Origin of the sequence: Afipia carboxidovorans OM5, from assembly GCF_000218565.1 — a bacterium.
GTDB classification, from domain to species: domain Bacteria; phylum Pseudomonadota; class Alphaproteobacteria; order Rhizobiales; family Xanthobacteraceae; genus Afipia; species Afipia carboxidovorans.
Map to the genome: position 1 here is coordinate 3,224,974 of NC_015684.1, position 23,519 is coordinate 3,248,492.

The 23,519-nt window shown below is 63.9% G+C and carries 25 protein-coding genes; 8 read left to right on the forward strand and 17 right to left on the reverse strand.

Going from position 1 to position 23,519, the window contains the following annotated elements; genetic code table 11:
* The first annotated feature begins 3 nt into the window (after nt 1-3).
* Nucleotides 4-1,014, forward strand: coding sequence for a KpsF/GutQ family sugar-phosphate isomerase (locus OCA5_RS15205; RefSeq protein WP_012562095.1), 1,011 nt, complete (start codon nt 4-6; stop codon nt 1,012-1,014).
* Between the two features lie 12 nt (nt 1,015-1,026).
* On the opposite strand, the gene OCA5_RS15210 is transcribed toward OCA5_RS15205, so the two are convergent.
* The 7 genes from OCA5_RS15210 to OCA5_RS15240 form a co-directional block, all read right to left on the reverse strand.
* Nucleotides 1,027-1,470, reverse strand: a complete 444-nt coding sequence (locus OCA5_RS15210) for a PPC domain-containing DNA-binding protein (protein ID WP_013913352.1) — start codon at nt 1,468-1,470, stop codon at nt 1,027-1,029.
* Between the two features lie 88 nt (nt 1,471-1,558).
* Entirely contained in the window at nt 1,559-1,996 is a 438-nt protein-coding gene (locus OCA5_RS15215) for an NfeD family protein (protein ID WP_012562093.1), read from the reverse strand.
* Between the two features lie 108 nt (nt 1,997-2,104).
* Nucleotides 2,105-3,094 carry an SPFH domain-containing protein gene (locus OCA5_RS15220; RefSeq protein WP_012562092.1) on the reverse strand — a complete coding sequence of 330 codons (990 nt, stop codon included), beginning with the start codon at nt 3,092-3,094 and terminating at the stop codon, nt 2,105-2,107.
* Between the two features lie 138 nt (nt 3,095-3,232).
* Nucleotides 3,233-4,279, reverse strand: a complete 1,047-nt coding sequence (gene hemH, locus OCA5_RS15225) for a ferrochelatase (protein WP_012562091.1) — start codon at nt 4,277-4,279, stop codon at nt 3,233-3,235.
* Nucleotides 4,279-5,445 (reverse strand): nickel/cobalt transporter, encoded by a 1,167-nt coding sequence (locus tag OCA5_RS15230; RefSeq protein ID WP_013913354.1) that lies wholly within the window; start codon nt 5,443-5,445, stop codon nt 4,279-4,281. Before OCA5_RS15230 ends, hemH begins: the two co-directional genes overlap by 1 nt.
* Complete coding sequence (locus OCA5_RS15235) at nt 5,436-6,101, reverse strand: DUF1007 family protein (protein WP_012562089.1); 666 nt, start codon at nt 6,099-6,101, stop codon at nt 5,436-5,438. Before OCA5_RS15235 ends, OCA5_RS15230 begins: the two co-directional genes overlap by 10 nt.
* Before the next feature lie 177 nt (nt 6,102-6,278).
* Nucleotides 6,279-8,384, reverse strand: a complete 2,106-nt coding sequence (locus OCA5_RS15240; protein WP_012562088.1) for a M3 family metallopeptidase — start codon at nt 8,382-8,384, stop codon at nt 6,279-6,281.
* A 138-nt stretch (nt 8,385-8,522) separates the two neighbouring features.
* Between OCA5_RS15240 and OCA5_RS15245 the strand changes: the two genes are divergently transcribed.
* The 6 genes from OCA5_RS15245 (at nt 8,523) to OCA5_RS15275 (ending at nt 14,835) form a co-directional block, all read left to right on the forward strand.
* Nucleotides 8,523-8,783, forward strand: a complete 261-nt coding sequence (locus tag OCA5_RS15245; protein WP_012562087.1) for a hypothetical protein — start codon at nt 8,523-8,525, stop codon at nt 8,781-8,783.
* 657 nt (nt 8,784-9,440) lie between these two features.
* On the forward strand, nt 9,441-10,583 hold the full coding sequence (locus OCA5_RS15255; protein ID WP_041559633.1) for a type III PLP-dependent enzyme: 1,143 nt from the start codon (nt 9,441-9,443) through the stop codon (nt 10,581-10,583).
* 256 nt (nt 10,584-10,839) lie between these two features.
* The gene (locus tag OCA5_RS15260; RefSeq protein ID WP_012562084.1) at nt 10,840-11,436 is read left to right on the forward strand and encodes a GNAT family N-acetyltransferase; all 597 of its coding nucleotides are present in this window, start codon (nt 10,840-10,842) and stop codon (nt 11,434-11,436) included.
* 298 nt (nt 11,437-11,734) lie between these two features.
* The gene (rnk, locus tag OCA5_RS15265; protein WP_012562082.1) at nt 11,735-12,139 is read left to right on the forward strand and encodes a nucleoside diphosphate kinase regulator; all 405 of its coding nucleotides are present in this window, start codon (nt 11,735-11,737) and stop codon (nt 12,137-12,139) included.
* A 96-nt stretch (nt 12,140-12,235) separates the two neighbouring features.
* Nucleotides 12,236-13,249, forward strand: a complete 1,014-nt coding sequence (locus tag OCA5_RS15270) for a cation diffusion facilitator family transporter (RefSeq protein WP_012562081.1) — start codon at nt 12,236-12,238, stop codon at nt 13,247-13,249.
* 140 nt (nt 13,250-13,389) lie between these two features.
* Nucleotides 13,390-14,835: a homospermidine synthase gene (locus OCA5_RS15275; protein WP_012562079.1), complete on the forward strand. Its 1,446-nt coding sequence runs from the start codon at nt 13,390-13,392 to the stop codon at nt 14,833-14,835.
* 362 nt (nt 14,836-15,197) lie between these two features.
* On the opposite strand, the gene OCA5_RS15280 is transcribed toward OCA5_RS15275, so the two are convergent.
* The 10 genes from OCA5_RS15280 to OCA5_RS15325 all read right to left on the reverse strand — a co-directional run bounded on the left by OCA5_RS15280 (nt 15,198) and on the right by OCA5_RS15325 (nt 22,549).
* Nucleotides 15,198-15,533: a hypothetical protein gene (locus tag OCA5_RS15280; RefSeq protein WP_012562078.1), complete on the reverse strand. Its 336-nt coding sequence runs from the start codon at nt 15,531-15,533 to the stop codon at nt 15,198-15,200.
* An 83-nt stretch (nt 15,534-15,616) separates the two neighbouring features.
* Nucleotides 15,617-16,333, reverse strand: a complete 717-nt coding sequence (locus OCA5_RS15285) for an MgtC/SapB family protein (protein WP_012562077.1) — start codon at nt 16,331-16,333, stop codon at nt 15,617-15,619.
* 9 nt (nt 16,334-16,342) lie between these two features.
* Entirely contained in the window at nt 16,343-17,353 is a 1,011-nt protein-coding gene (locus tag OCA5_RS15290; RefSeq protein WP_013913357.1) for a WD40 repeat domain-containing protein, read from the reverse strand.
* 27 nt (nt 17,354-17,380) lie between these two features.
* Nucleotides 17,381-18,487 (reverse strand): CobW family GTP-binding protein, encoded by a 1,107-nt coding sequence (locus tag OCA5_RS15295; protein WP_012562075.1) that lies wholly within the window; start codon nt 18,485-18,487, stop codon nt 17,381-17,383.
* A 41-nt stretch (nt 18,488-18,528) separates the two neighbouring features.
* A complete protein-coding gene (locus OCA5_RS15300) occupies nt 18,529-19,419 on the reverse strand; it encodes a metal ABC transporter substrate-binding protein (RefSeq protein WP_012562074.1) in 891 nt (296 codons plus the stop codon).
* 31 nt (nt 19,420-19,450) lie between these two features.
* Nucleotides 19,451-20,323 carry a metal ABC transporter permease gene (locus OCA5_RS15305; RefSeq protein ID WP_012562073.1) on the reverse strand — a complete coding sequence of 291 codons (873 nt, stop codon included), beginning with the start codon at nt 20,321-20,323 and terminating at the stop codon, nt 19,451-19,453.
* 3 nt (nt 20,324-20,326) lie between these two features.
* Complete coding sequence (locus tag OCA5_RS15310) at nt 20,327-21,076, reverse strand: metal ABC transporter ATP-binding protein (protein WP_012562072.1); 750 nt, start codon at nt 21,074-21,076, stop codon at nt 20,327-20,329.
* Nucleotides 21,073-21,201 carry a hypothetical protein gene (locus OCA5_RS19620; protein WP_012562071.1) on the reverse strand — a complete coding sequence of 43 codons (129 nt, stop codon included), beginning with the start codon at nt 21,199-21,201 and terminating at the stop codon, nt 21,073-21,075. The genes OCA5_RS15310 and OCA5_RS19620 overlap by 4 nt, the downstream gene beginning before the upstream one ends.
* 226 nt (nt 21,202-21,427) lie before the next feature.
* On the reverse strand, nt 21,428-21,802 hold the full coding sequence (crcB, locus tag OCA5_RS15320; RefSeq protein WP_012562070.1) for a fluoride efflux transporter CrcB: 375 nt from the start codon (nt 21,800-21,802) through the stop codon (nt 21,428-21,430).
* A 147-nt stretch (nt 21,803-21,949) separates the two neighbouring features.
* Nucleotides 21,950-22,549 (reverse strand): superoxide dismutase, encoded by a 600-nt coding sequence (locus tag OCA5_RS15325; RefSeq protein ID WP_012562069.1) that lies wholly within the window; start codon nt 22,547-22,549, stop codon nt 21,950-21,952.
* Nucleotides 22,550-22,749: 200 nt separating this feature from the next.
* Between OCA5_RS15325 and OCA5_RS15330 the strand changes: the two genes are divergently transcribed.
* Entirely contained in the window at nt 22,750-23,508 is a 759-nt protein-coding gene (locus tag OCA5_RS15330; protein WP_012562068.1) for a substrate-binding domain-containing protein, read from the forward strand.
* The last annotated feature ends 11 nt before the right edge of the window (nt 23,509-23,519 follow it).

Below are 23,519 nucleotides of genomic sequence, written 5' to 3' on the forward strand. Positions count from 1 at the left end.
TGCATGGCTTCCCCTATCTCGCAGACGGCCCCGGATCACGCCGCGCCTCTTTCTCCCGCCGTCGATTCCGCGCTGCGCACACTCGCCTCGGAGGCCGATGGCGTCGCAGCGCTCGCGACCGCGCTGCGCACCACGCTGCGGCCCGCCTTCGACGACGCGATTGCGCTGATCCAGAACGCCAAGGGCCGCGTGATCGTCACCGGCCTCGGCAAGTCCGGTCATATCGGCCGCAAGATCGCCGCGACCTTCGCCTCCACCGGCACGCCCTCCTTCTTCGTCCACGCCGCCGAGGCAAGCCATGGCGATCTCGGCATGATCACCGCCGATGACGTCATCATGGCGCTGTCGTGGTCCGGCGAAACGGCGGAGCTGCGCAACCTCATCACCTATTCGCGGCGCTTCCGCATCCAACTGATCGCGCTCACGTCCGATCCGGCTTCGACGCTCGGCAAGGCCGCCGACGTGGTGCTGGCGCTGCCGAAAGCGCCCGAGGCCTGTCCGAACAATCTCGCGCCGACGACGTCGTCGCTGATGCAGCTCGCGCTCGGCGATGCGATCGCGATTGCGCTTCTCGAGGGTCGCGGCTTCACCGCGATCGATTTCAGCGTGCTGCATCCTTCCGGCAAGTTGGGCGCGATGCTCAAATTCGTGCGCGACCTGATGCACGAGAGCGCGTCCATTCCAGTGAAGCCGCTCGGCACGCCGATGTCGGATGCGCTGGTGGAGATGACCTCGAAGGGCTTCGGCTGCGTTGCCATTATCGACGGCCGCGGCGAGATCGCCGGCATCGTCACCGACGGCGACCTGCGCCGTCACATGCGCCCGGACCTGATGACGGCGCGCGTCGATGATGTGATGACCCGAAATCCGAAGACCATCAGCCCCGATCTGCTCGCAAGCGAAGCGCTGGAAATCCTCAACAGCTCGAAGATCACGGCCTTGATCGTGACGCGCGGCAAGACGCCGGTCGGCATCGTGCACCTGCACGACATTTTGCGCGCGGGCGTGGCGTAACAATCGCCTTTATCAAGTCGCCGGATCGATCAACGCAAGGCCGCTGGCCGGATCATGCCGCTTGCACAGATGCGCGGGCGACTCGGTGACGATCACTTCAAGCGTCGGCCGCACGTTCGCTTTCTTGAGATGGCCTGCAATGGCGCTGCCGGTGCGCGTGCCCAGCACGACATGGGCATGGATCGCGGGCTTGCCGTCCGGCCCGATGGCGATGTCCCCGATCAGTGAGGCGACCTCGACCTGATCCTCGACCGGGATCGGAAGATAACGCTTGGTCTCCCAATCGAAATAGGCGAGCTCGGCGCTGCGCAACGCACCGATCGCCGTGAGGCTCGCAGCGGAAAGCCCGACCTCGCGCGCGAATTGTTCGAGACACGACATCGCCTCGTCGCCCGCCGCCATCACGACGGCATAGGTCCGCTGCCCGTCCGATTCATAAATCAATTTGCTTTTCATGATGCTCACCAATTGTCGTGAGCTTAACGGCAGCAGCGCGCCCGTGTTCCCCGATGCGCGGCGCAATGCCGTAAGACCATGAAATGCCTTACGCGGGGCCGACGCGCAGCCGCGCCCCATCGGCCTCCACGATCCGTACCTTGGTGCCGGCCGCAAGCGGCGGACCCTCGACGCGCCATGTTGTGTCGCCAAGCCGGATGCTGCCGACGCCATCGACGATCGCGCTTTCAAGCGTGACGACCTGACCGACGAGGCCCTTGGTGCGGCGGTTGAGGAAATTATTGTCGACCGCCTCGCGCCGCGCGAAATGCCGCCACAGCGGCACCATCGCGATCGAAATCAGCGCGAACGCCACGACCTGCATTTGCCACGAGGCGACGAACAGAAACGACAGCAGGCCGACGATCAGCGCGGCCAAGCCCAGCCACAGCATGAACACGCCCGGTGCCAGCGCCTCGATCCCCATCAGGAGAACGCCGAGGATGAGCCAGTTCCAGCTTCCGAGCTTGATCGCAAGATCAATCATGATCGCCTCTCAAAGCGTTTTCAGCGAAGTGGAAACCGGTTCGCGTAAAGAAAACGCGTCAAAATAAATCGAGAGTCTTTTATCGTTTCCGTGAAACGGTGAAAGACTCTAGTCGAACGGCTTGCGCGGCGGCGTGCCGGTATCAGGCACGCTCGATGTGCGTCGCGCCGCCGAAGATGTGGCCCCCTCGCCGAACGCCGCCTTGGCGATCTCGCCGATGCCCGCGAGCGATGACAGGAGGCTCGTCGCCTCCATCGGCAGCATAATGACCTTCTGGTTCGACGATTCGGCGAACTGGCCGAACGCCTTGATGTATTTGTCGGCGATAAAATAGTTCAGCGACGCGACGTCGCCCGCAGCGATCGCTTCACTCACCATCTGCGTCGCCTTGGCTTCGGCTTCCGCCGCACGCTCGCGCGCCTCGGCGTCGCGGAATGCAGCCTCGCGGCGGCCTTCCGCCTGCAGGATCTGCGCCTGCTTGGCTCCCTCCGCGCGCAGGATTTCCGACTGGCGCTGGCCCTCGGCCTGCAGAATCTCGGCGCGCTTGACGCGCTCGGCCTTCATCTGCCGGCCCATCGCCTCGACCAGATCGTGCGGCGGCACGATGTCCTTGATCTCGATGCGGTTGACCTTGACGCCCCACGGCGACACCGCGGCATCGACGACCCGCAGCAGGCGTTCGTTGATCTCGTCGCGATGCGACAGCACCTGGTCGAGATCCATCGCACCCATCACCGAGCGGATGTTGGTCATGGTCAGCGTGATGATGGCGTGGTTGAGGTTCGCCACCTCGTAGCTTGCCTTCGCCGCGTCGAACACCTGGAAGAAGGTCACGCCGTCGACCGTGACGGTCGCGTTGTCCTTGGTGATGACTTCCTGCTGCGGAATGTCGATCACCTGCTCCATCATGTTCACCTTGCGGCCGATCCGGTCGAAATAGGGAACGATGATGTTGAGGCCGGGCTCCAGCGTCCGGGTGTATTTACCGAACCGCTCCACGGTCCAGTCGAACCCCTGGCCCACGGTCTTCACGCCGGCAAACAGCGTGATCACGACGAGAAGCAATAATGCGATAGCGAAAATATCGAACCCGGACATCATCCCTCCGAAGTCAAACATGACCTACCCTTGAGACGCGAGATATGGGCGAACACCGCTCTATGTCGCACCGAGCCTAGCATATTGTCGTTGCGGCAGGGTGTCCGGTTCGGCGCGCCTTGAAAGAATAGAGGTAAATTAAATCCAGCCCTGCAGCTCGCGCAGCACGAGCTGCCGGATCACGTCCATGCCCCCTTCGCTGTCGTTCAGGCAGGGAATAAAGGAAAACTGCTCGCCGCCGGCGTGGCGGAAAATCTCCGCGTTCTCCTGCGCGATTTCCTCCAGCGTCTCGAGGCAATCGGCCGAGAAGCCGGGCGTCAACACCGCGATCCGCTTGACGCCCTCACCCGCGAGCCGCTTCATCGTCTCGTCGGTATAGGGCTGCAGCCATGGATCGTAGCCGAAGCGCGACTGGAAGGTGAGGATCAATTCCTTGTCGGACAGCTTGAGGCGCTCGCGCAACGCCTCAACCGTCGCCACGCACTGCGCCTGATACGGATCGCCCTTGTCGACATATTTCTGCGGCATGCCGTGAAACGAGGCGACGATCACCTCCGGCTTGAACGGCAGCGTCGCCAACTGCGCTTCGACCGAGGCCGCCAGCGCCTCGATATAGGTCGGCTCGACATGATAAGGCGGCGTGAAGCGCAGCGTCGGCTGGGCGCGCAAGGCAAGCATCACCTCGGCCGCCTTGTCGAACACCGTCGCCGTGGTCGCGGCGGAATATTGCGGATAGAGCGGCACCACCAGAATGCGGTCGCAGCCTTTGGCCATCAGCGCATCGAAGCCGGACTGCATCGACGGATTGCCGTAACGCATCGCCCAGTCGACCACGACGTTATTGTCCGCAAGCGCTGCGGCCAACTTGTCGGACTGGCCGCGGGTGATGGTCTTGAGCGGCGATTCGTTGCGCTCGTTGTTCCAGATCTTCAGATAGTCTTTCGCCTTCTTGCCGGGCCGCACGCGCAGGATGATGCCGTTGAGGACGAGCTTCCACACAAGGCCCTGATCCTCGATCACGCGCGGATCGGAGAGAAACTCCCGCAGATAGACCCGCAGGCCCTGCGCGTCGGCGGTGTCCGGCGTGCCGAGATTGACGAGCAGTACACCGACGCGGCCGGCGGCGGCTTGAGGCAAGACAGGTTCGGAGTTCGACATCAAAACGGTTTCCGGGGCGACGTCCATCAAAAGCACGTCACGCGCTCGGCGGCAACATAGCCGAGCAGAAGGCCGAGGCCGAACAGCATCACGAGCGCGGCAGCGCCGAACTCGATGCCGCGCAAGGCCACCGCTCCACCGCTCTCCGAGGCGGAGACGAGACGACCCGCAACGCCCTTGGCCGACACCACGAGCGTCGCGATCGTCGCCACCGTGATCGCGGTGCCGAGCCCCATCAACAGCGTCGCGACGACCCCAGCCCAGAACAGGCCCTGCGCCAGCGCGAACACCATAACGAGGATCGCGCCCGAACACGGCCGGATGCCGACGGTCAGCACCGCACTGATGCCACGCGCCCAGCCGCCCGGCCCCGCAAGCGCAGCCGGGTCCGGCCCATGCGAGCAGCCGCAATGCTCGTCATGCACATGATGCACATGCGCAGGAGCAGCCGCGGGGGTTTGAGCATGCATATGGCCGTGATCGTGATCATGGCCGCAGCAGCCGTCATGCTCATGATGATGAGCATGACCATGCCCGCCCTCATCATGGGCATGATGGTGATGCGTGGCCGGTGCACCGCCTTCCGCAAACGCCGGCGCCAACACCGGTGCGGGGCGAACCCAGTCCCGCAGCGCGCGCAGGAAACCGCCGCCCTTGCTCCAGGCGAGCCGCGCGCCGAACGCCGCGATCAGCCCATAGCTCGCGACCTCGACAATGCGCTCGGTTCGGCACATCTGGCCCGCGGTGACGTTGAGGATCACCGCGCCAATGCCGACGATCGCGATCGCCACCAGCGCCTGCATCAGCGCCGAAGCAAACGACAGCGCGATCCCGCGCCGCGCGGTCTCTTCATTCGCGACGAGATAGGAGGAGATCACCGCTTTGCCGTGGCCGGGCCCTGCTGCATGGAAGATGCCATAGGCGAAGGAGAGCGCGAGCAGCGTCCACACCGCCGAGCCGTCGGTCTTGGCCGCGCGGATCGCGGACGACATCTGGCGATAGAATTCCGACTGCTTGGCGAGCAGCCAGCCGATGACGCCGCCGACCTGCGAATCCGGCACCGCACCCTTCGGCGCGCCGAACGGATTTTGTGCCAAGGCCGGATCGATCATCGCGACGGCCAGCGCGGCGACTGCCACCACCGCGACACCAGAGACAACGAAGCGCGCGGTCCGCGTCCGCATCATGGGCATTCCACCGTCACCTTGTTGGCGAACATCGCGCCGTAATTGGCGTTCTCACCGGACATGAAATCCGCCTCGCTCAGTTTCTGCTGCGGGGCGGAGCTATCGGTGGGGCGGACCAGGCCCATCTTGCAATTCGCCGGCGCGCCGACGAGTTCGACCGGGTGATCCTTCACCATCTGGAAGTCGATGAAGTAGCTTGGGTCGAACACTTCCAGCGCCAGCTTCGTCACCTTGAATGGCGTGCGGAACGGCAGCGTGAAATGCAGCGTCAGGTTGCCGTCTTTATAATCGAGATAGTAATCGATCGGCTCGTTGAACTTCTGCTTCTTCTGGCGGCCGACATCGCCCTCCTTGGCGAAGGTGAAGTAGGCATATTCCTTCAGCGACTCGATGTTGGTCTGCGCTAAGGCCGACAATTCCTCGCGGGTGTAGACGCCCTTGGTCTGCTGCGGCAGGCCCTGCACCGCATAGGCCGCGAACATCTCGTCGAACGTCCAGGCATGGCGCACGCCGGTGACGGTGCCATCCGGCGCGAACACGAGCTTGCTCGCCGCCGTGATCCAGACATGCGGATGCGCGTGTGCGGCACCCGTCATGATGGCGAACGCAACAAGGGCACACAGACCGCCGAGAGCACGGCGCACGCGTGAAGCACTCATCATGCGAGTTCTTTCTCCAAGCACCATGTGCTCCCTCTTCCCGGGCTGGAGTGAGGACCACTCAATCTGTCGAGAGGCATGTAACCCCCTCACCCGGCGCTACGCGCCGACCTCTCCCCGATGGGGAGAGGTGAAAAGGCAGCGCCTGATGCTCGGTTCACTGTCATTCAGGGATAACCGCTAAGCCGCCTCGGACTCGTCCAGCAGCCCGCGCCCGCGCAGCAGCGCGTCGGGCTCGGGCTTGCGGCCGCGGAAGGCGATGTAGGCTTCCTCCGGATCGCGCGAACCGCCGGACGAATAGATGTCGTCATGCAGCCGCTTGGCGACCTTCGGATCGAAGATGTCGCCCGCTTCCTCGAATGCGCCGAACGCATCGGCGTCCATCACCTCCGACCACATGTAGCTGTAATAGCCCGCCGCATAATGATCGCCGGAGAAGATGTGCCCGAACTGCTGCGGGCGGTGACGCATCGCGATTTCCGCGGGCATGCCGATCTTCTCCAACTCGCGCTTCTCGAACGCATGAACGTCGGTGATCGACGCGGCCTTCTGGGTATGGAATTCGAGATCGAGCAGCGCGGAGGAGACGAACTCCACCGTGGCAAAACCCTGATTGAACTTGCGCGCGGCAAGGAAGCGCTTGAGCAAATCCTCCGGCAGCGGCTCGTTGGTCTGATAGTGGCGGGCGAAGGTCTGCAGCACTTCAGGCCGTTCCTGCCAGTGTTCGTAAAGCTGCGAGGGCAGCTCGACGAAATCGGTGAACACGCTGGTGCCGGACAGCGACGGATAGGTCACGTTCGAGAGCATGCCGTGCAGCGCGTGGCCGAATTCGTGGAACAGCGTGCGCGCATCGTCGGGCGACAGCAGGCAGGGCTGGTCCTCCGCGCCGCGCGAGAAGTTCATGATGTTGAGGATCACCGGATAAATCTCGCCGTCGAGCCGCTCCTGGTCGCGCAGCGAGGTCATCCACGCGCCCGAGCGCTTCGAGGGCCGGGCGAAGTAGTCGCCGTAGAACAGCGCCTTGTGGCGGCCCTGCGCATCCTTCACCTCCCAGACGCGGACGTCCGGGTGCCACACCGGGATATCCTTGCGCTCGTTGAAGGTGAGGCCGAACAGCCGACGGGCGACATCGAAAGCGGCGTCGATCATGTTGTCGAGCGCGAGATAGGGCTTGATCGCCGCGTCGTCGAAATTGGCGCGGCGCTGGCGCAGCTTCTCGGCGTAGTACCGCCAGTCCCAGGCAGCGAGCCTGAAGTTGCCGCCTTCCTCCGTGATCAGCCCCTGCAGGGCATCGCGGTCGGCCATCGCGCGGGCGCGGGCCGGCTTCCACACCCGCTCCAGCAGGTCGCGGACGTTTTGCGGCGTCTTCGCCATCGAATCCGCGAGGCTGTAGGCGGCAAAGCTGTCGTAGCCGAGAAGCTTCGCCGCTTCCTCGCGCAGCTTGAGGATGTCGCCGATGGTGGCGTTGTTGTCATGGCCGTTGCCGTTGTCGCCGCGCGCGGTGAAGGCCTTGTAGACCTTCTCGCGCAGGTCGCGCCGGGTCGACGACTGCAGGAACGGCTCGACCGAGGAGCGCGACAGCGTCACCACCGCCTTGCCCGCCAGGCCCCGCTCCGCCGCGGCCGCCTTCGCCGCCGCGACGAAGCTGTCGGACAGACCGTCGCGGTCGTTCTCGCCAAGCTCCAGCACCCAGTCCTGCTCGTCGCCAAGCAGGTTGTGGCTAAAGCTGGTGGCGAGATGCGCGAGCCGCTCGTTGATCTCGGCCATCCGCGCCTTGGCGGCCGTGTCGAGGCCGGCACCGGCACGGTGGAAGCGAATCCAGGTCCGCTCCAGCAGCCGGCTCTGTTCGCCGGTCAGCTTCAATGCTGCGGCGTTCTCGCGCAGGCGGGTGAGCCGCGCGTAGATCTCGGCGTCCATCGAAATCCGATTCCAGTGCCGCGCCTGCAGAAGCGCGACCTCGCTCTCGATCTCCAGCAGCTCGGGCGAGGAATGCGCCCCGACGAGGTCATAGAAGACGGCGGAGACGCGGGTGAGCAGCCGCCCGGCCCGCTCCAGCGCCGCGACCGTGTTCTCGAAGGTCGGCTCCACCTTGTTGGCCTTGATCGCGGCAATCTCCGCGTCATGGGCGGCGAACGCCTCGGCAAAGGCCGGCAGGAAGTGCTCCGGGCGGATGCGCGCGAACGGCGGCGTCTCGAACGGGGTCTTCCAGGCCTCCAGCAGCGGGTTGCCGGAATCATGCGGGAAGGAGGCGGCGGAGACGGTCTGTTCGGTCGTCGAATCGGTCATTGAAGCGGTCCTGGGAGCCTTGTTTTCAGCGATTTCTGCAGAACCATATAGCACTGCTGCGGTCTTTTTTAGGCTTGAAGCGCTTGATCGCGACGTCAATTTCGCAGACATTGCGGCCGCAAACAGGAAGAGAGCTCCATGAGCGACGAAAAGACCGCAACCGCCACCCGGACCATCGCCTGGCCGAGCGTCATCACCGTGATGAGCGCCGCGATCCTGATCGGCGCCGAGGTGTTCGGCGCGGCCTTCGCCGGTGGCTGGGCGCTCGCGATCCTGTTCGGGCTGAACGAGATCGGCGCGCACATCCTTCAGGTCATCCTGTTCTGCATCGGCGTCGCCGTCATGGTCGGCTTCATCCGCGGCGCCCGCCGCGTCGAGCCGTTCACGCGCAACGGCTGAGCGAAACGCCGCCGCGAACTGCGGCGACAATGTGCATTTCGTTAAGCACTTTTAACATCCATTCATCTTCGCGAGCGTGTCTGCGGCTTCGCTGCAACAACATCTCAACGATGATGAGGAAATCTATCGTGAGGTTGAAAAAGACCTTGCACCCCAGAGTCAAACCTCATATTTCAGCGCTTGCCCAATTTCGCACGTGCCTGTGGTCGTGTGTCAGTCGGTGGGTATCCGGACAAGAGGCCGGACAGCCGCCAAGGGGATGAAGAGCCGAGGGCTACTCACGGGACATCGGTCCCACCGGGTGGCCAGCACCTCTCTCAAGAGGTGCCGTTGAAGGGGCTTCTCTCCTTGCAACCGTGACTGACAGCCGGAGGCGAACCGGCGCACCCCGCTCTCAACGGGGGACGCGACTTAAAGCAACGACGGAACGGGCTTTTTTGGTCTCTGTCGGCTCTCCACCAGCCGGCGCGAATACCGAAGAGGCTTGTCCTTCATTGCCAGGTGTGCGGGCGGGAGCTCTCCCAACCAATCCACGGCAGCACATCCGGTTCTCGAAAACCGGCCATGGTCGCGTCTCCATCGTGCGACATGGCAGGCTTTCCTGGCTCGGAGATCATTTCGTTGAGCGGCTCGTCGCAGGGCCGTTGGGAGAGTGCGATGACCGATCGTATCCAGGAATTTCTGCGCGACCGCCGCAGCAAGGGCCTCGACACCGAGCCGTGCCTCGTCGTCGACCTCGATGTCGTGCGCGACAACTACCAGACCTTCGCGAAGGCTCTGCCCGACAGCCGCGTGTTCTACGCGGTGAAGGCAAACCCGGCGCCGGAAGTGCTGACGCTGCTCGCCTCGCTCGGCTCGTGCTTCGACACCGCGACCGTGCCCGAGATCGAGATGGCGCTGGCCGCCGGCGCGACCCCCGATCGCATCTCCTTCGGCAACACCATCAAGAAGGAGCGCGACGTCGCGCGCGCCTACGCGCTCGGCATTCGCCTGTTCGCGGTCGACTGCACCGCCGAGGTCGAGAAGATCGCCCGCGCCGCCCCCGGCGCGAAGGTGTTCTGCCGCATCCTCTACGACTGCGCCGGCGCCGAGTGGCCGCTGTCGCGCAAGTTCGGCTGCGACCCGGAAATGGCGGTCGACGTGCTCGACCTCGCCAAGCGTCTTGGCCTCGAGCCGGTCGGCATCTCGTTCCATGTCGGCTCGCAGCAGCGCAAGGTGAAGGCGTGGGACCGAGCGCTTGCGATGGCCTCGCAGGTCTTCCGTGACTGCGCCGAGCGCGGGATCAACCTCACCATGGTCAACATGGGCGGCGGCTTCCCGACCAAGTACCTGAAGGACGTTCCGCCGGTCGTGCAGTACGGCCGGTCGATCTTCCGTGCGCTGCGCAAGCACTTCGGCAACCAGATCCCGGAAACGATCATCGAGCCGGGCCGCGGCATGGTCGGCAACGCAGGTGTGATCGAGGCGGAAGTCGTTCTGATCTCGAAGAAGAGCGACGACGACGAGAACCGCTGGGTCTATCTCGACATCGGCAAGTTCGGCGGCCTCGCCGAGACGATGGGCGAATCGATCCGCTACCAGATCCGCACCCGGCATGACGGCGCGGAGATGGCGCCTTGCGTGCTCGCCGGTCCGACCTGCGATTCGGCCGACGTGCTCTACGAGAAGGCGCCGTATCCGCTGCCGGTGACGCTCGAGATCGGCGACAAGGTGCTGATCGAGGGCACCGGCGCCTATACGTCGACCTACTCGTCGGTGGCGTTCAACGGCATTCCGCCGCTGAGGACGTACCACATCTGATGTGATGGAGACTCCCTCACCCGTTTACGGGGGAGGGTTGGGGAGGGGCAGCAAAGATCCCCCTCCCGGCGCTTCGCGCCGACCTCCCCCGCAAGCGGGAGAGGTTCAAGGGAAGCACTTCTCTCGACAAGAAAATCGGACGCCGGTGCGCCGGCGTCCCTCCGCATCATCGCCAAGATCGATACCGCTCCGCGGCTTTGCCGTCCGGAGCGAGGACTGACGCGCCATGAAAGCTGTTTGGAAAACCAAAGCTGCCATGAAGGCTGCCATGAACACCGCCGTTGCCCGCGCCCGCGAGACCGCGCCGTTTGCGATCCGCACCGAGCGCGGCAGCGATGTTGCCGCGCGCGAACGCCTGCTCGATGCAAGCTTCGGCACGGACCGTCACACCCGCACCTGCCAGCGGCTGCGCGATGGCCGCGTGCCTGCGCGCGGTCTTGCCTTCGCAGCGCTGCAGCACGGCCGTCTCATCGGCACCGTGCGGCTGTGGCACGTCAGCGCCGGCGGCGTGCCGGCGCTCGTGCTCGGCCCGCTCGCGGTCGATGCCGCGTCCCGCTCGCTCGGCGTCGGCGCGGCGTTGATGGAACACGCGCTCACTGCCGCCAAGGCGCAAGGCTATGGCGCGGTGATCCTGCGCGGCGACCCGGCCTATTACGCGCGCTTCGGCTTCAGCACCGCGAAGACCGGCGCGCTCGCACTGCCCGGCCCGTTCGAACCCGAGCGGCTGCTTGCCGTGGAACTGCGTTCCGGTGCACTCGACAATGCATGGGGCATGATCGTGGCGACCGGCGACAAGGCACCGCGTTCCCGCGTCGTTGGGCGTGCGCGAAAGCTTGCGATTTCAGCGGCCTAGCCGCTCACGCGCCAAGATGTCGCAGGCGGCCGGTTGACTTCGGGCCACGCTGTCCTAGCTTAAAGCGATGATGAACGCGCACACCCACCGCCTGTTGCTTCGCGCAGGTCACTTTCAAGCAGGAAAGTGACCCGGACGGACGCATATGTCCGCACCGTCCGGGTGGCCGTTTAATCTCCCCATTAACTGATTCAGCCATCAACTGACTCAAAACTGAAAAGCCCGTGCCGCGTCATGGGCGAACAATCCGTTGCTACACTGCCGGCAAACGCCGTGCAGACAAACGAAGGTGAACGACATGCACAGCGATTTGCAAACACGGCTCCCCGCCATTGCCATCAGTGCGCGCGATGCCGGCCGCCTGCGCCACCTCGCCGAGGTTGCAGCGGGCCAGTATCCGGAGACGTCGGAATTCCTCGCGCGCGAAATCGAGCGCGCCGAGATCCGCGCGGCCGATCAGTCGATGCGCGACATCGTCGCCATGCAGTCCGAAGTCACCTTCCGCGACGACATCGGCGGACAGGCGCGCACGGTGACGCTCGTGTATCCGGAAGACGCCGACGTTGCCGCCGGCAAGATTTCCGTGCTGACGCCGATCGGCGCCGCGCTGATCGGCATGCAGGTCGGCAAGTCGATCGAGTTCCAGACGCCCGCGGGCGGATGGCGCTCGCTCACGGTGATCAAGGTGGTCCAGCACGCCTGATGGCCATGGCGGCACATCCAAAAAGTATCGTGACGTTATAAAATAGCACCGGCGATTGCATGTCGCCGGTGCTGCCAGCCGTGATAGAAAGAGGGAATGAGCCACAGCCATTCCCACGATCACGGCGACGGTCTTCTCCACGACCACGATCATTCTCCCGATCACAGTCACAGCCACGATCACGCGCACGATCATGCACATGGCCACGCGCACGGCCATGGCCACAGTCACGCGCCGGTCGATTTCGGCCGCGCCTTCCTGATCGGCATTTCGCTCAACACCGCATTCGTCGCAGTCGAAGCGCTCTACGGTTTTCTTGCGAACTCGACCGCGCTGATCGCAGATGCCGGTCATAATCTCTCCGACGTGCTCGGCCTTGCCACCGCATGGATCGCGGCGATCCTGTCGAAGCGGCCGCCGACGGCGCGCTACACCTACGGCCTGCGCAACACCTCGATCCTCGCAGCGCTTGCCAACGCGGTGCTGCTGCTGATCGCTTCCGGTGCGATCCTTCTCGAAGCCGTGCAGCGGCTGATCGAGCCCGAGCCGGTGAAAAGCACTACGATTATTGTGGTTGCGGCGATCGGTATCGTCATCAACGGCGCGACTGCGTGGCTGTTCGCCTCCGGCCAGAAAGGCGACATCAACATTCGCGGCGCCTATCTGCACATGATCGCGGACGCCGCGATTTCCGCCGGCGTCGTGGTTGCGGGCGTCGTCATCTTGCTGACCGGCTGGCTATGGGTCGATCCGCTGACGAGCCTCATGGTTGTCGCGGTGATCGTATGGGGCACCTGGGGACTGCTGCGTGAAAGCACGGCGATGTCGCTCGATGCCGTGCCCGCCGCGATCGATCCGCTCGCCGTGCGCGCGTTCCTGCAAGGCCGCCCCGGCGTCACGTCGATCCACGATCTGCACATCTGGCCGATGAGCACGACGGAAACCGCGCTCACCGCGCATCTCGTGATTGCCGACGGCCACCCCGGCGATGCGTTTCTCAGCGAGACGTCGCGCTTGCTGGCGGAGCGTTTCAGCATCGGCCACACAACGATCCAGATCGAAATCACCGAGCCCAGCAATTGTGTGCTCGCGCCCGATCATGTGATATGAAGGTTGCATGACGGCTTGACGTGACAACAAGCCTCAAAAATCGTTTCAGGCCTTGATTTTAGCGGCGTTTTGTCGTTTTCAAAGGTTCTCGCTGGCAGCCATTGCAGCCGCTTTTTCCCCACGACAATTCGGAGAATGAGATGTCGTCCAATGCTTCGCCCGTGCATGCGCGCATCACCGGCCCGATCGTCATGGTCGGCTTCGGATCGATCGGCAAGGGATTGCTTCCGCTGATCGAACGGCATTTCGACTACGACAAGTCGCGCGTCACTGTGCTCGATCCCAAGGACGAAGGTCGCAAAGCCCATTGCGAGCAGAACAACGTGCGCTTCATCCAGAAGGGTCTGACCAAGGACAATTACCGCGAGCTGCTGGGCCCACTGCTCACCGAAGGCGGCGGACAAGGCTTCTGCGTCAACGTCTCGGTCGACACCGGCTCCACCGACATCATGGAGTTCTGCAACGAGATCGGCGCGCTTTATATCGACGCGGTCAACGAGCCCTGGCTCGGCTTCTACTTCGATGCATCGAAGGGCCCGGAAGCCCGCTCCAACTACGCGCTGCGCGAAGCGACGCTCGCCGCCAAGCACGCACGTCCCGCAGGCTCGACGACGGCCGTCTCCTGCTGTGGCGCCAACCCGGGCATGGTCTCGTTCTTCGTCAAGCAGGCGCTGATGAATATCGCCGCCGACCTCAAGCTCAATGCGCCGAAGCCGGCGACAAGAGCCGAATGGGGCGACCTGATGCGTCAGGCCGGCATCAAGGGCATTCACATTGCCGAACGCGACACGCAGCGCTCGATGAAGCCGAGAGAACCGGACGTTTTCGTCAACACATGGTCGGTGGAAGGCTTCATGTCGGAAGCGGTGCAGCCGGCCGAACTCGGCTGGGGCACGCACGAGAAGTGGATGCCCGCAAACGCATTCACCCACGAAGCCGGATGCGGCGCGGCGATCTATCTGATGCAGCCCGGCGCCGATACGCGCGTGCGCACCTGGTGCCCGACCCGTGGCGCGCAATACGGTTTCCTCATCACCCACAACGAAGCGATCTCGATCTCCGACTATTTCACGGTGCGCGACGCCTCGGGCAAGGCGATCTACCGGCCGACCTGCCACTACGCCTATCATCCAGCCGATGACGCGGTGCTCTCGCTGCACGAAATGTTCGGTCGCGCCGCCAAGATGCAGGAGAAGCATCACATCCTCGACGAAAACGAAATCGTCGACGGCATCGACGAACTCGGCGTGCTGCTCTACGGCCACGACAACAACGCCTACTGGTACGGCTCACAGCTCTCCATCGAAGAGACGCGGCAGCTCGCGCCCTATCAGAACGCCACGGGCTTGCAGGTGACGTCGGCGATGGTCGCGGGCATGGTGTGGGCGCTGGAAAATCCGAACGAAGGCATCGTCGAAACCGACGAGATGGATTTCGATCGTCTGCTGGAAATCCAGAAGCCATATTTGGGGCCAATGAAGGGCTACTACACCGACTGGACGCCGCTGACGGGCCGTCCGGGATTTTTCCCGGAAGACATCGACGAAGCCGATCCGTGGCAGTTCAAGAACGTACTCGTCCGCTGATCGCAGCGCATCTGCAGAAAACAAAAGAGCCGGCGCAAGCCGGCTCTTTTTTGTTGGGAAATGAATATTTGTCGTCATTGCGAGGAGCGTGAACCTACTCATTCACTAATCAATCACGCAGCAACGCTCCCTCACCTCTCCCCGGCGGGGAGAGGTCGGCGAGTGAAGCGAGCCGGGTGAGGGGGACTAGGTATTCAATCGAGGCATTTAGAGCCCCTCACCCCAACCCTCTCCCCCATAAGAGCGTTTACGCTCGTCTTCGACGAGCTATGGGGAGAGGGAGCGCATTGCGATTGTTGCTCGCATTGGAGCAAACACGGACGCCCGGTGTAAAACCGCGCGTGCCCCGTTATCAGCCGTTATTACTTCCGCACCGGCTCGCCCATCTTCTCGGCGGGCGCCGCGGGAAGCGCAGGAGCCGCACCCGACTTCTGCGCGTCAGGGTCCGGCCGCGCGGGCTCCGGTGGCGGTGTCGTCGGCCGCGTGCCGCCCGGCTTCGACTCGGCCGGGCCATCCGTTTTGCCTGCGGGCGCTTGAGGCGCGGGCTTGTCCTGCTCCGGCACCGTTGCCTGCGCGAGCTCGCTCTGCGCCGACAATTTCGACAGCGACAGACCCGTCACGACGAGGCCCATCGTCACCAGAACGGCTGCAACCGTGAGATCGATGCCAAGCGGATTTTTCTTGTTGTCGGCTGCCACGGGCGTCTCCTTGTTCGCGAGGGCAACGAGAACGAAACGGCAAAGTTCCCGTGCGCGGGAACCGGATCAACACGGAAGCCGGTTCAATCCCCGGTGCTGACGTCCCACGTCACATGCCGCACGCCCGGCTGACGGGCAATCTCCGCGGTCACGCGATCAAGATCCTCGGCATCCACCGAGGTGCTGACCAGCGTCGCAAGAATTTCGACGGTGTCTTCGCTGCGGGTGACAAGCTCGACATCGCCGACCGGATAACTCGCGGCTTCGAGCTTCTCCACGATCACGTCGCGCAGTGCTGCCGCCGCGCCCGCATCGGCGGTAACGACGACCTCGCAGATGCCCTCCGACGTGCGCTCGTTGAGCGGGCTGCGATTGATCGCATTGACGAGCGGCCGCAGCAACGTGTTACCGGCAAGGACGAACACCGTCAGCGCACCGGCCTGCGCGATCATGTCCGCGCCGGCGCAACAGCCCACCGCCGCCGAGCCCCACAGCGTCGCCGCGGTATTGAGGCCGCGCACGTTCATGCCGTCTTTCATGATGACGCCGGCGCCGAGAAAGCCGATGCCCGACACGACATAAGCGATGACGCGCACGCTGCCGTCCGCGCCGGCAAGATGCATCGCAAGATCGACGAAGGCGGCAGCGCCGACAGCCACCAGCACATTGGTGCGCAGTCCCGCAGTGCGCAGCCGGTATTGCCGCTCCGCACCGATCAGCGCGCCGAAAAAGAACGCCGACGCCAGGCTCGCCAGCGTGTCGAAGAAATCGAACAACTGAAACGTCGTGAGAAACCGCATGCCGCTCTCTTACAGCGGCATCAGGCCCGCGTCACCATCGTCCGTGGCAAAGGCGAGCAGCGAGCCTTCGGCATTCCACGCCAGCGCCGAAACCTGCTCGCCGCCGTTGCGGCGCACGAGAATCTCGGCACCATCCTGAATGCGCACCATCAAAATGGTGCCGTCGCTATAGCCCGCGGCGAGAATGTCGCTGGTCGGATGACAGGCCACCGCCGTCACTTTCGCCTGCAGCGGCGCAAGCATCGCGGGCTCCTTGCCCATCGGGCCATCCTTGCTGCCGAACGGCCACAGGATCACGGTATCCGCACCGGAGGTGGCGAGCAGCTTGCCGCCGACGCTCCACGACATCGAGCGCACGCGGCTCGGATAGCCGGTCATCCGCATATGCTTGGCATCCGCGAGCCGCCAGCCGTGCAGCGCGGGCTCGTGCATCGCGGTGACGAGAAAGCGGTTGTCCGCACTGAAGGCGACCGCGAGATGCGAGCCTTTCCACTCCAGCACTTCCGGGGTCGCCGCCATGTTCGGAAACCACAGCGTCACACCATTGTAATGCGCAATCGCAAGTCGCAGCCCTTTCGGCGCGAACGCCAAGCCGCCGACGGTCGAGGGCGCGTCGAACGACTTCTCCGTGTCCTTCACTTTGACGAACGCGGTCTTGCCCGCCGACCACGCTACCGCACCGTCCGCATGAACGGCGACATTGTCGATCCAGCGATGGCGCGCGTCGGTCGCGAGCGTCTCGATTGTGCCCTTGGCATCGATCGCCACGACCTTGCCGTCGTCACCGCCGGTGACGAGACGCTTGCCGTCGGACGTCGCGCACAGGATGCCGCCGCCGTGCACGTTGAACGGCGTCGCGTTGGCCTTGTCATCGACAAGCACCACGCTCTCCTCGCCGTTCACGAACGCCGCAACGTCGCCGATGAAATGCACCGCGGTCGCGGGCGCCTTCAGATCGATCTTGAGGACACGATCGGTGACAGAGGCGACAGTGCCGCCGGGGGACTCGAAGCTCGACATCATGCAACCGTGGTCATGCGATCGTCGTTATGCGATTGTTTTGGCGAAGCCTTCGCGAATCCGCTCTTCGGGCAGTTCGCGGCCGATGAAGACAACGCGGCTCTCGCGCTTCTCATCCGGCTTCCATTTCCGCTGATGATCGCCTTCGAGCATCATGTGCACGCCCTGGAAGACGTAGCGATCCTCGTCATCCTTGAAGGCAAGGATGCCCTTGGAGCGCAAAATCTTCGCGCCGTCAGTCGCGATCAGCTCCTGCAGCCACGGCATGAACTTCATCGGGTCGAGTGGCTTGTCGGAGCGCAGCGACAGCGACTGCATGTCCTCGTCATGATAGTGCTTCATGCCATGACCATGATCGTGATCATGGTGATGATGGTCGTGACCATGGTCGTGATCGTGCGCGCCGCAGCCGCAATCCGGGCCGTGCTCATGATCGTGATCGTGATGATGGTGGTGATCGTGGCCCTCGTCCTTGAGGAAGGCGGGCTCGAGATCGAGAACGCGGTCGAGATCGAACGCACCGCGTCCCAACACGTCGGAGAGCTTCACCGCACAGCGCTCGGTCCGGTGCAGCGTGGCGTAAGGATTGATTGCGCGGATACGGCCCTCGACCTCGGCCAGTTCGTCCTTGCTGACGAGGTCGATCTTGTTGAGCACGATGACGTCGGCGAACGCGATCTGGTTCTTGGCCTCCGGCGCATCCTTCAGCCGCTCGCTCAGGTATTTGGCGTCCGCCACCGTCACCACGGCGTCGAGCGCCGTTCTGCCGCTGACCTCTTCGTCGACGAAGAAGGTCTGCGCCACCGGCGCGGGATCGGCGAGGCCGGTCGTTTCCAGAATGATGGCGTCGAACTTGCCCTTGCGCTTCATCAACCCGTCGATGATACGCACGAGGTCGCCGCGCACCGTGCAACAGACGCAGCCATTGTTCATCTCGAACACTTCCTCGTCGGCGCCGACGATGAGGTCGTTGTCGATGCCGATCTCGCCGAATTCGTTGACGATCACCGCATATTTCTGCCCGTGATTTTCGGACAGGATGCGATTGAGAAGCGTGGTCTTGCCGGCGCCGAGATAGCCGGTGAGGACGGTGACGGGGATTTTCGGGGAAGCGTCAGACGTGGAATCAGACATGGAAACTCCGGACACGCGAATGCACGCGAGGCCGGTCTGCCCTAGCCTGTCAGCGCGCTGGTGAGAGCCTTTATATTGTGCCGGACGAGGTCAATGTAAGTGGGTACGGGGCCGTTTTTCGCGCTCAGACTGTCGGAAAACAGGCTGCCGCCGATTTTAACCCCGGTCTCGGCGGCAATCCGGCGGACCAGCCGCGGATCGGAGATGTTTTCCAGAAACACCGCCGGGATTTTGTCTTTCCGGATCTGGGTGATGATCGCGGCGACGTCGCGCGCGCTCGGCTCGGAATCGGTCGAGACGCCCTGCGGCGCCATGAACGCAATGCCATAAGCGGCGGCAAAATAGCCGAACGCCTCATGGCTCGAGATCACGCGCCGCCGCTCCGGAGGAATGCTCGCCACCGCCTCGCGCACCTCGCGATCGAGCGCATCGAGCGCAGTGAGATAGGCGTCGGCATTGCGACGGTAAATGTCCGCACCTTCAGCATCCGCCGCGATCAGCGCATCGCGGATGTTGGCGACGTAGACTTTTGCGTTCGCGACCGATTGCCAGGCGTGCGGATCGTCGCCCTCCCCGTGGTCATGGCCGTGCCCATGATCGTGGCCCTCCGCCTCGCTCTTCAGCGGCACGATGCCTTTGGTGGCGACAACCAGATTGGCTTTCCCACCTGAGGCCCGCACCAGACGCGGCAGCCAGCCTTCCAGCCCGAGGCCGTTGACGACCACGAGTTTCGCCGCAGCCACCCGCCGTCCATCGGCCGGCAACGGCGTATAGACATGTGTGTCGCTGTCCGGCCCGACGAGCGACATGACCTCGACCCGGTCGCCGCCGACATTGCGGACGAAATCCGCCAGGATGGAAAAGCTCGCGACGACTTTCAGCGGCGCTTTCGGGGCTGCTTGCGCGCGCACCGATTGCGGCCGCACAAACATAGTTGCGGCGAGACCACCCGCGATGAAAGCCCTACGCTTCAAGATGGCCTCGCATCAGGCGGCGGCGCAGAACGCCATCGACACTGCCGAACAGCACCGAGATCACATAGAGCACCGCGGCGCTCAGGATGATCGCGGGTCCCGAGGGCACCTTGCTCGCAAACGACAGCACAAGGCCCGCATAACCGGAGGCAATCGCGGCCAGTGTCGCAATCACGATCATGCCGCTGATGTCGCGCGACCAGAACCGCGCGATGCCCGCAGGCAAAATCATCAAACCGACCGCGAGCAGCGTGCCGAGCGCCTGAAAGCCGCTGACGAGGCTCACCACCACGAGCGCGAGAAACGTCAGATGCGCCAGCCCGCCGCTCCGGCTGACGGTGCGCAGAAACAGGGGATCGACGCATTCGGCAACCAGCGGCCGATAGATCAATGCGAGCAGCGCAAGCGTGATCGTGCTGTTGATGGCGATCACCATCAGCGCATCGTCGTCGAGCGCGAGGATGTTGCCGAACAGCACATGCAACAGATCGATGTTGGTGCCGCGCACCGAGACGATGGTGACGCCGAGCGCCAGCGACACCAGATAGAAAGCCGCGAGCGAGGCATCCTCTTTCAGCGCGGTCACGCGCGCGAGCACGCCCGCGAAGATCGCGACCGCGAAGCCGGCAACGAGGCCGCCGAGCGTCATCGCGACGAGGTCGAGTCCGAACAGCAGGAAGCCGACCGCGACGCCGGGCAGGATCGCATGCGCCATCGCATCGCCGACGAGGCTCATCCGCCGCAGCATCAGGAAGACGCCGACCGGCGCACCGCCGAGCGCCAGCGCCACGGTGCCCGCAAGCGCGCGGCGCATGAACTCGAATTCGGCAAAGGGGCCGATCAGCGTGTCGTAAAGGAGCATGATTCAGGCCGCCTTTGACGGCGCGGCGCACGGAGCCGCCGCATCATCGAAGGCCTCGCACATCTGCCGCGCGCGGGCGAGATGTTCGGCCGTCAGCACGTCGCGGGTCTTGCCCCACGCCACCGGCGTGCGCGCCAGCAGCAGCGTTTCGGGGAAGGTTTCGCGGACGCTGTCGAGATCATGCAGCGCCGCCAGCACGGTGCGCCGCTCGCGATGCCATTGCAGCACCAGTGTCGTGAGATCGGCGACAGTCCTGGCATCGATGGCGTTGAACGGCTCGTCGAGCACGATCAGCCGCGCATCCTGCAGGATGACGCGGGCGAACAGCATCCGCTGCATCTGCCCGCCGGAGAGCGTGCCGATCGGCCGGCGCTCGAAGCCGCTGAGCCCCACGGTCGAAATCGCAGCCTTGATCGCGGCGCGGTCGCGCGCGCCAAAACCGCCGAACGCGCCCTTGCGTCGCCACAGCCCGAGCCCGACGAAATCGAACACCGAGATCGGGAAATCGCGGTCGATGTCGGCGCTCTGTGGCAGATAGGCAATCTCGCGCGAGGTCATCCCGGCAAGCTCGATGCTGCCGGAGAGCGGCTTGAGAAGGCCGACGGTGCCGCGGAACAGCGTGGATTTCCCCGCGCCGTTCGGCCCCACCACCGCCAGCAGCGCGCCTTCCGGCACCGTCCCGCTCAGATGATGAACGGCGGGGTGACGGTCATAGCCGAGCGTCAGATCGCGAAAGGTGATGCGCCCGCTCACACCGCCCTCATCGAGGCAAGAATGACAATCCAGAGCCCGGCCACGACGACCAGTGCGCCACCGAGGCGGCCTGCCAGCCCCATGCGCAGGATTGACCAGGGCGCCGCCTGAGTGGGGTGTGGCATCGAGGGGGCATGGTGATGCCCGGCGCACGGCGTGGCCGCAGGCGCTTCCGCAGGGCGCCCGTGGTCATGGCCACAGGCGGGAGCGTGACCCGAATGGGAGTGATCCGGACCATGTGCCATCTAAGATGCCTCGCAATGCCGCTCCGCGAGCAGCCAGTAATGTTATATTATAACGCTTATGGCGGTGACAAGGGCTACTCTGCGCCTCGGCTAATGCCTTATTCTGTCAGGAGAAATGCCGGACGACAGCGAGCCCTGCGACCAGCCCGATGATACCGAGCGCCACCGAGCCCACGACGTAGCCCAGCGCCGCGCCCCAGGCGCCGCGCTCGTACAGCGTCACCGCATCGAGCGAGAACGAGGAGAACGTGGTGTAGCCGCCGAGCAGGCCGACCATGACGAACAGCCGCCATGGCTGCGCGGCCGCGCCCTTGAAGGCGAGATAGCCGGCGATCAGCCCCATCACCAGCGAGCCGGTGATGTTGATAAGGAACGTGCCGATCGGAAATCCCAGCCCGAACAGGCGGACGCAAAGCTCATTGACGGCGTGGCGCAGCGACGCGCCGATCCCACCGCCCACAAAGATCAGCAGATAATTCATTTGCCCCCCGCATCGGTTTCAGCGGCTCGCCGCCCTCGAAGGCCCGGACCCCACACTAGCAAAAACAAAAGGGCGGCATCACTGCCGCCCTTTGCATAAAATTCGAACTTTGCCGCAACGGCTGAAAGCTTAGGAAGCCGCCACTTTTTAGGAAGCCTTGGAGAACAGTTCCTCGACATACTCCCAGTTCACCAGATGATCGACGAACGCCTTGAGGTAGTCGGGGCGGCGGTTGCGATAGTCGATGTAGTAGGAGTGCTCCCAGACGTCGACACCGAGGATCGGGCTTGCGCCGTGAACCAGCGGGTTCTCGCCGTTCGGGGTCTTGGAGACTTCGAGCTTGCCGTTCTTGACCGAGAGCCAGGCCCAGCCCGAGCCGAACTGGCCGGCACCGGCAGCGGCGAAATCAGCCTTGAACTTCTCGAAGCCGCCGAGATCCTCGTCGATCTTCTTGGCGAGCTTGCCCGGCAGCTTGGAGCCGCCGCCATTCGGCTTCATCCATTTCCAGAAAAGGGTGTGGTTATAGTGCTGCGCGGCGTTGTTGAACAAACCCTGGTTCTTGCCGAACGAGCCCTTGACGATGTCTTCGAGCGACTTGCCCTCGAATTCGGTGCCCTTGAGCAGGTTGTTGCCGTTGGTGACGTAGGCCTGATGATGCTTGTCGTGGTGGTACTCCAGTGTCTCCTTCGACATGTAAGGCTGGAGGGCATCATGGGCATACGGCAGGTCCGGAAGGGTAAAGGTCATGAGATACATCCGCGATCTTGAGAGGCACGAAACTTAACGGCGCGGACTATAGAAGGTTTCACCCAAGGAACATAGGACCTTTAGCCCCTGCCATGCTCCCAAGGCAGGGGCATGACGCGACTCATGAAACATGCGATAGCCTTGTTCCGGAGCACTTTTCGGCCACGCTTTTCTGGCTCCCGCAGACGGCAAAACGCCCCATGAAGCCTGTTCTCGTCGCGCTCGCTCTCGCCGCGCTCCTGCTTGCGCCGGATGCAAGGGCCGCCGAAATCCTCGTCATGAGCGGCGGCGCGCCCAAGGACGTGCTGCTCGCGCTTGCACCAAAATTCGAAAGACTCACCGGACACCGCATCATCGCCCGGCACGAGCTGGTGTCGAACCTGCGGCAGAGGATTCTCGAAGGCGATTATGCCGACGTCCTGCTGATGCCGGTCCCCGCACTCGACAATCTCGCCATCGTGCGGAAGATTCATAACGAGGGGCGCGCCACCTTCGGCATTCTCAAGCTCGTCGTCATCGCCAAGGCGGGCACGCCGCCCGCTGACATCTCGAGCGTCGAGGCTTTCCGCGAAGTGCTGCTGAAGGCGCCGTCGATCGTCTATTCGACGCCCGCCTCCACGCCGAGCGGTGCACACATTTCGAGCCTGGTGGCCAAGCTCGAAATTTCCGATATCGTCGACCGCAAGGTGACCTATCGTCCGGCTCTCGAGGGCGGCGTCAGCATGGTGTCGGAAGGACAGGCTGCGATCGGTATCTATCCCGCAAGCGAAGTGGTCCATGTCGACGGCATCACGCAGCTCGGCCCCCTGCCCGAGCCGCTGCAACTGTCGATCCTCTATGGCGGGGCGATCGCCACCACGAGCAAGGCCCCCGGCCCTGCCGCCGACTTCATCCGCTACCTGAGCGCACCGGAAAATCGCGCCGTGTGGCGGCACGAGGGTTTTGAAATTTCAAAGTAACGTTTTCGAGG